Source organism: Shewanella sp. 11B5 (assembly GCF_002836795.1).
GTDB classification, from domain to species: Bacteria; Pseudomonadota; Gammaproteobacteria; order Enterobacterales; family Shewanellaceae; genus Shewanella; species Shewanella frigidimarina.
Window position 1 is genome coordinate 1 of the sequence record NZ_PJAP01000298.1, and the last position, 7,318, is coordinate 7,318.

Here is a 7,318-nt window from a genome sequence, read left to right on the forward strand (position 1 = left end):
TCGGCCAATTACCTAATGCACGTGCAGCACAGGCATTTATTGACTACCTAAAAGGGTTAAATATTCAATGCCATGCAGTGACTCATTCTCAAGGTGTTGGCCTAATAATCACTAACACCGCCGATGAAAACCAAGCTCGCGCCGAGTTAATTGAGTTTGCTAAAAACCCATACGATAGTAAATACTTGCAAGCCTCTTGGGACAACGGTGCAACGGATACCAAATTTGACTATGGCCCAGGAACTAAAGGCTTAATTCAACAGTTTATGACAGGTGCAGGCCCACTGACATTAGTGTGCTTTTTTGCTTGTGTTGCCGTTTTCGCGGGCATGAACCTTGGTTTTGCCGATGCCATCTTCACTAAGTTATCTTTTTTTAGCGCCGTTGCGGACAGTGATGTAAACCAAGTGTGGCGGGTATTCACCCCAAGCTTAATGCACTTTTCTGCTATGCATATTATCTTTAATTTGCTGTGGTGGTGGTACTTAGGCGGTAAAATTGAAACCAATTTGGGGACTAGACCGTTACTGTTTTTATTAGTTGTCGCGGGTACTTTGCCTAATATTGTGCAGTTTTACATGACAGGGCCTAATTTTGGTGGCTTGTCTGGCGTCGTGTACGCTGTGGTAGGTTACACTTGGCTAATGGGTATTCGTAAACCTAGCTGCGGTATTAGTTTGCCGCAATCTTATATGGGATTTATGTTCGTTTGGTTGGTTCTCGGCTTTACTGATGTGTTAGGCATGCCAATTGCGAATGGCGCCCACATTGCAGGGCTTTGTGTTGGGTTAGCTCAAGCATTATTTGATAGTAGAACCTCACCAACAACTAAAACCAGCTAACCATAAATAAAAATGCCACTTTAGGTGGCACTCTTTTATCATTAATCCGCTTATAGTCACAATACAGCTCAGCACAAATCACTAAGCCATTTCGAGTACTTTATTAACCAGCTTCTCAATACCAATATGTGCCTCTAAAATCGACGTTGCTAGCATATACGCAGGTGTACTGACGATTTTATTGACCTCATCCACAACAATATCTTCAACTTGCACATTTTTATGCTTACCGCCCATTTCAGTAAATGCATGAGCCGTTTCAGAATCGGTTCCAATTGTACCTATAGCGCCTGCGCCATAAATATTCGGGATCATCACCGGTGAAATACACACAAAGCCGACAGGTTTATGCGCTAAAGCAAACTCACGAATAAAGTTTTCTACAATTGGCTGAATATGGCAATTACTGCCTGTAGTTGCAAAATTAGATAAGTTTTTAGCCGCGCCAAAACCGCCAGGGATCACCAAACCATCAAATTGACTTACCTCTAATGTACTGGCATTAAGTACTTCACCACGAGCGATCCGCGCAGACTCAACCAATACATTACGGGTTTCGTCGGTGTTGACCTCACCGGTTAAATGATTCACCACATGCATTTGAGTTATATCTGGAGCAAAACATTGATATTGCGCCCCCGCTCGCGTTATCGCCAGTAGGGTTAATACAGCCTCGTGAATTTCAGTTCCATCAAATACCCCACAGCCACTCAGTAAAACAGCAATCTTTTTCATGACATCTTCCTTCAACTTTTAATTGATAATGTAAAATTTACAACAAAAAACCAACAAAACGATTGATCTGATTAAAAATCGTGCTAACTTAGAACGTCGAATTTGCTAGATGCCTTTTTTTTAGTCATAAAACATCACTGAATTCGATTGTGACTTAACTGACATCAATAAAAAAGTCCACAAATTAGTAATATTTATTAGAAATAATATTTAGCTCACAAAAATAAAAAAAGAACATATAACTCAACTAGTTACTGATTTCGATTCAAGCCGTAAGAAAATCTATCCAACAACGTTGATTAATTCACTCACAGACTTATCCACAGGCTGAGAGTCTTTTGGCGTGGCTGATTGTTGGCTTTTCTCTATAAAATTGCCCACAAAACCTCACTAGATGCACAACGAGTCAAACGTTACGGTTATTGATCACTATCTTGGGTAAATAACTGACAATCTCACAAGCATCTTGAGGTGCTGTGGGTATAATGTCATCCTATTAGTCTCGCAAAATACTGAACACGAATATTAATTATGCCAACGATTCCCAATAACCCGCTCATCTTAGTTGATGGTTCATCTTATCTTTATCGCGCTTATTATGCGCCGCCTCATTTAACCAATTCAAAAGGTGAAGCAACAGGCGCGGTTTACGGTGTTGTTAACATGCTTCGTAGTTTATTAAGCCGTTACAGCCCTAGCCATATCGCTGTTGTTTTTGATGCTAAAGGCAAAACTTTCCGCAACGATATGTACGGTGAATACAAAGCCCAGCGCCCACCTATGCCCGATGATCTGCGTAATCAAATAGAACCATTACACAGAATCATTCACGCAATGGGTTTACCTTTGATCAGTATTTCTGGTGTGGAAGCCGATGATGTGATCGGAACCATCGCTCTTCAAGCCAGTAAAGAAGGCCGGGCGACATTAATCAGTACCGGCGATAAAGACATGGCACAGCTAGTGAATGAGCATGTCACGTTAATCAATACCATGACAGATACCATTATGGGCCCTGAAGAGGTCAAAACGAAATATGGTGTCGGTCCCGATAGAATAATCGATTTCTTAGCTCTCATGGGCGACAAGTCCGATAACATTCCAGGCTTACCAGGGGTTGGTGAGAAAACCGCGCTGGCGATGTTGCTTGGCATGGGAAGTGTAGAAAATATTTTAGCGGACCCACAAAGCGTCGTTGAAGTTGGCTTTAGAGGCTCAAAAACCATGCCGGCTAAAATCATCGAAAACGCCGACATGCTAAAGTTGTCATATGCACTGGCAACCATTAAAACCGACGTAGAATTAGCACTAGACTGGCATCAAATGACGGTCAAGCCTCAAGACCGTGATGAACTCATTAAATGCTTCGGTGAAATGGAATTCAAACGTTGGTTAGCGGAAGTACTCGATAATAAGCAACCCCGCGGTACCATCAGCGAAGAAGAAGTCATCGTATCGCCAACCATTGAAGCTGAGTATGAAACGATTCTGACCATGGAAGCGCTTGATAAATGGATTGAAAAGCTTAACAGCGCCGAACTGATAGCGATTGATACCGAAACCACCAGTCTCAACTACATGGAAGCGGAACTTGTTGGTTTATCATTTGCTACCGAAGCAGGCAAAGCAGCCTATGTACCTTTAGCGCATGATTACCTTGATGCGCCGCAGCAAATTGATAAAGCCAGCGCGCTTGAAAAACTACGTCCGATCCTTGAAGGCGATACACCGCAAAAAGTAGGTCAAAACCTCAAGTATGATATGAGTATTTTAGCCAACGCAGGTATTAGCCTCAAAGGTATACGCTTTGACACTATGCTCGAATCCTATGTGTTTAATTCAATCGCATCGCGTCACGACATGGACGGTTTAGCGTTAAAATACCTTGGCCATAAAAATATTAGTTTTGAAGAAGTCGCTGGCAAAGGCGCAAAGCAACTGACTTTTAATCAAGTTCATTTGGATATTGCTGGGCCATACGCCGCTGAAGATGCCGATATCACCCTGCGTTTACATCAACATCTATGGCCAAGGCTTGAAAAAGAACCAGAACTGGCCAGTGTATTTAATGAGCTAGAATTACCGTTAATTAAAGTATTGTCTGATGTAGAACGTCAAGGCGTATTGATTGATTCAATGCTACTTAGCCAGCAAAGTGGTGAGTTAGCCAAAAAGCTTGATGACCTAGAAAATAAAGCCTACGAAATTGCCGAGGAAAAATTTAACCTAGCTTCACCAAAGCAACTACAAACGCTATTTTTTGAAAAACTAGGTTATCCAATAAAGAAGAAAACCCCTAAAGGTGCACCATCAACAGCAGAAGATGTGTTAATCGAACTAGCTCTTGATTACCCTCTACCTAAAGTTATTCTTGAACATCGTAGCCTAGCCAAATTAAAGAGCACTTATACCGACAAACTGCCACTTATGGTTAATGCCACAACAGGCAGAGTGCATACCAGTTATCACCAAGCTAATGCTGCAACGGGTCGGTTGTCATCAAGTGAGCCAAACTTACAGAATATTCCGATCCGCACAGAAGAAGGTCGTCGTATTCGCCAAGCTTTTATTGCCCCTGCAGGTCGTAAAATTTTAGCTGCCGATTACTCGCAAATAGAACTGCGGATCATGGCTCATTTGTCTCAAGATGCAGGCTTGCTAACCGCATTCGCAGAAGGCAAAGATATTCATAAAGCTACCGCAGCAGAAGTATTTGGGGTGCACTTTGAAGAAGTCACCACCGAGCAACGTCGCCGCGCCAAAGCGGTTAACTTTGGCTTAATTTATGGTATGTCTGCGTTTGGTTTAGCCAAACAGCTAGATATTCCACGCAATGAAGCACAAAAGTATATCGATACTTATTTTGCTCGCTATCCCGGTGTACTCAAATACATGGAAGAAACCCGAGCCATCGCAGCTGAATTAGGTTATGTATCGACATTATTCGGACGTCGTTTATACTTGCCTGAAATCAACGACCGTAATGCAATGCGTCGTCAGGCAGCTGAACGTGCAGCGATTAACGCTCCCATGCAAGGAACTGCAGCAGACATCATCAAAAAAGCCATGATCGCCATTCACCAGTGGATTAACCAAGATACTCAAGGTGAAATTACCCTGATTATGCAGGTACACGATGAATTAGTGTTTGAAGTAGATGAGGCCCAAGCAGAAACCCTCAAAACAAAAGTGTGTGACTTAATGGCACAAGCAGCATCATTAGATGTGACCTTATTAGCAGAGGCTGGCATTGGCGACAATTGGGATGAAGCCCACTAGTCATTGACTTAGGTTATGTTGGTAAAATAAACGTCAGTAGCTAAAACATAAATACCGTATTCATTAGAATGCGGTATTTTTATTTGGACATTGTAACTATGGCTAAACTGAACAAAAATGGACTGAAATGAACGTTTAGCGCAATAAACCCCCTATCCTCTAAGCCGCCAACTATGACTCAATCGATGTATCAATGACTGATGTAACGATAAATAATGACGCAGTTTCATCGTTCTAAGCGGCAAATAAAGACTATTTTGGGTTTGTAGTCACAGTTATTGTATCTTTTTATGAAAAACAGTTTTTCATTTTAAGGCGAATAAGCTATTATATTCGTCGTAGGGTACAGAGGTTAAGATGTTCAATCTTTCAAACCTTTATTTCACTAGCGATAGTGACTAGCCAAATTCGGCGCCCCAGCAACTTAGGTTGCTGGGGCTTTTTTTTGATTTTTTTTCATCATTAAAAATATTTAGAGTAAATACTTTAATATTGATTAAAAAACAGTTATTATGTCTTCATTGAGCGTCATCAAATTGAGTTGATGGCACTTGAGTCTTGTTGAATTTAGCTTCTCCCCAAAAGAGCTAATTTATTTGTACCGATGGCCGTTTGGTTATCGGTTTTTTTTTGCTTAAAAATCACCATTGTTACAATATAGAAAACACAGACGCAAAAAAGCCGACATCGCTGCCGGCTCTTAGTTTTGCTAATCTATATCATACTACTCGACCACTACTCTGGTGCTAACTCCGACGCTGACGCTTGCTCAGCCTTCTGTTCAGCTAACCATTCAGGATGACACCAATCGTTTAAGATGCTCAGCACTTTGGGTTTACCGGTGCCTTTTAGCGATGACAACGTCTCAACTTGCACTTTATCACCAAACTCTTTTAAGGCTGCACGCACATCATTAACGGTTTTCATTTTGACGCTTTGAGTCAATTTATCCGATTTGGTTAATAATGCTAAAACTGGAATGTTGCTTAATACTGCCCATTCAATCATTTGCATATCGAGATCTTTCAATGGATGACGGATATCCATCAATACCACCACGCCACTTAAACAAGCGCGCTTTTGTAGGTACTCGCCAAGCGCCTCTTGCCACTTATGTTTTAATGCTAAAGGGACTTGCGCAAAACCATAGCCAGGTAAATCGACTAAACGGCGATCATCATCTAGCTGAAACACGTTGATCAATTGGGTTCGACCCGGTGTTTTACTGGTTCGAGCTAAACTTTTTTGCTCAGTAAGCGCATTTAACGCGCTGGACTTACCGGCATTAGAGCGCCCAGCGAATGCAATCTCCACCCCGATATCCCCAGGAAGATACTGATCTAAATGCGCAATATCTGGCGCACTGATTAAAAACTTAGCCCTACGGAAATCGATACGAGAATCTGTCACTCTTAACTCCAATTAAATTACTTCTAGTAAACGCATTACCATAAATTTTTAACAATTGCTTACTTTTGCACGTTTTCGTGTAAAATATTAGCCTGATCACATTATATACCCAAGCAACGCTAATATGTGTGATGTAGTCATAAATGATCTAGCTCTTCACGAGCATCGTAAACTACATCAAAGCGCTTGGAAAAACATTTTACCACGCTTGCGGGTCTTCCTAGTAAGCTCAGGACAATAAATTAACTAGAAGTTGGAACGCCATGAAAAAGTTAGCTCTTGCGCTGTCTGTAGTCGCCGCTATGTCATCACCAGTTATGGCTGAAGGTAATGCTGAAGTAGGCAAAACTAAAGCAATCGTATGTTCTGCCTGTCACGGTGTTGACGGCAATAGCATGATTGATATGTATCCTAAATTAGCAGGCCAACACCCTGCATATCTTGAAAAACAATTAACTGAATTCCGATTAGCAGCTAAAACCGGTGGTGCTGAAGGTCGTATGGACCCAATCATGATCGGGATGTCAATGGGTCTAAGCGATGAAGACATTGCTGACATCTCAGCATTCTTCGCTAGCCAAGTAAAAGTTGTCGCCGACGTTGCCGATGTACCTGCCGCAGGTGAAAAACTGTACAAAGGCGGTGATGCTGCCCGTGGTATTACTGCATGTGTTGCATGTCATGGACCTGAAGGTGAGGGCGCAGAAGCTGCTGGTTTCCCTGCTGTTGGTGGTCAACATGCTAACTATATCAAAATTCAGCTAACAAAATTCCGTGATGCTAGTCGTCACAATGATTTAAACGGCATGATGCAAGATGTAGCTAAAAAGCTATCAGATGCCGATATCGATGCATTATCTAAATATATTTCAAGCATTAAGAACTAATACTACGGAATATGAGACAATAAAAAATGGGCTTTCGAGCCCATTTTTTACACTTCAAAGTTTACGTTGACGTCAACTTCATCGATTATTACTTGACAGCGTTCACACTTTTAGCGTTAAATACACCCCGTACCGAGGTAAACCCAGCTGTTTGTAATATAAATC

General features: G+C 41.7%; 5 protein-coding genes. 3 read left to right on the plus strand and 2 right to left on the minus strand.

Annotated features, from left to right (window positions below):
* Window positions 1–842: rhomboid family intramembrane serine protease GlpG (gene glpG, locus CXF78_RS05835; RefSeq protein WP_102036246.1), on the plus strand; the 842-nt coding region annotated here is incomplete at its 5' end.
* An 81-nt stretch (window positions 843–923) separates the two neighbouring features.
* On the opposite strand, the gene elbB is transcribed toward glpG, so the two are convergent.
* Window positions 924–1,577 carry an isoprenoid biosynthesis glyoxalase ElbB gene (gene elbB, locus CXF78_RS05840; RefSeq protein ID WP_011639351.1) on the minus strand — a complete coding sequence of 218 codons (654 nt, stop codon included), beginning with the start codon at window positions 1,575–1,577 and terminating at the stop codon, window positions 924–926.
* A 531-nt stretch (window positions 1,578–2,108) separates the two neighbouring features.
* Here elbB and polA point away from each other — a divergent pair.
* Window positions 2,109–4,856: a DNA polymerase I gene (gene polA / locus CXF78_RS05845; protein WP_102036247.1), complete on the plus strand. Its 2,748-nt coding sequence runs from the start codon at window positions 2,109–2,111 to the stop codon at window positions 4,854–4,856.
* A 735-nt stretch (window positions 4,857–5,591) separates the two neighbouring features.
* Here polA and yihA read toward each other — a convergent pair.
* Complete coding sequence (yihA, locus tag CXF78_RS05850) at window positions 5,592–6,266, minus strand: ribosome biogenesis GTP-binding protein YihA/YsxC (protein WP_011639353.1); 675 nt, start codon at window positions 6,264–6,266, stop codon at window positions 5,592–5,594.
* 263 nt (window positions 6,267–6,529) lie between these two features.
* On the opposite strand from yihA, the gene CXF78_RS05855 reads away from it, so the two are divergent.
* Window positions 6,530–7,153: a c-type cytochrome gene (locus CXF78_RS05855; RefSeq protein WP_011639354.1), complete on the plus strand. Its 624-nt coding sequence runs from the start codon at window positions 6,530–6,532 to the stop codon at window positions 7,151–7,153.
* Window positions 7,154–7,318 lie beyond the last annotated feature (165 nt).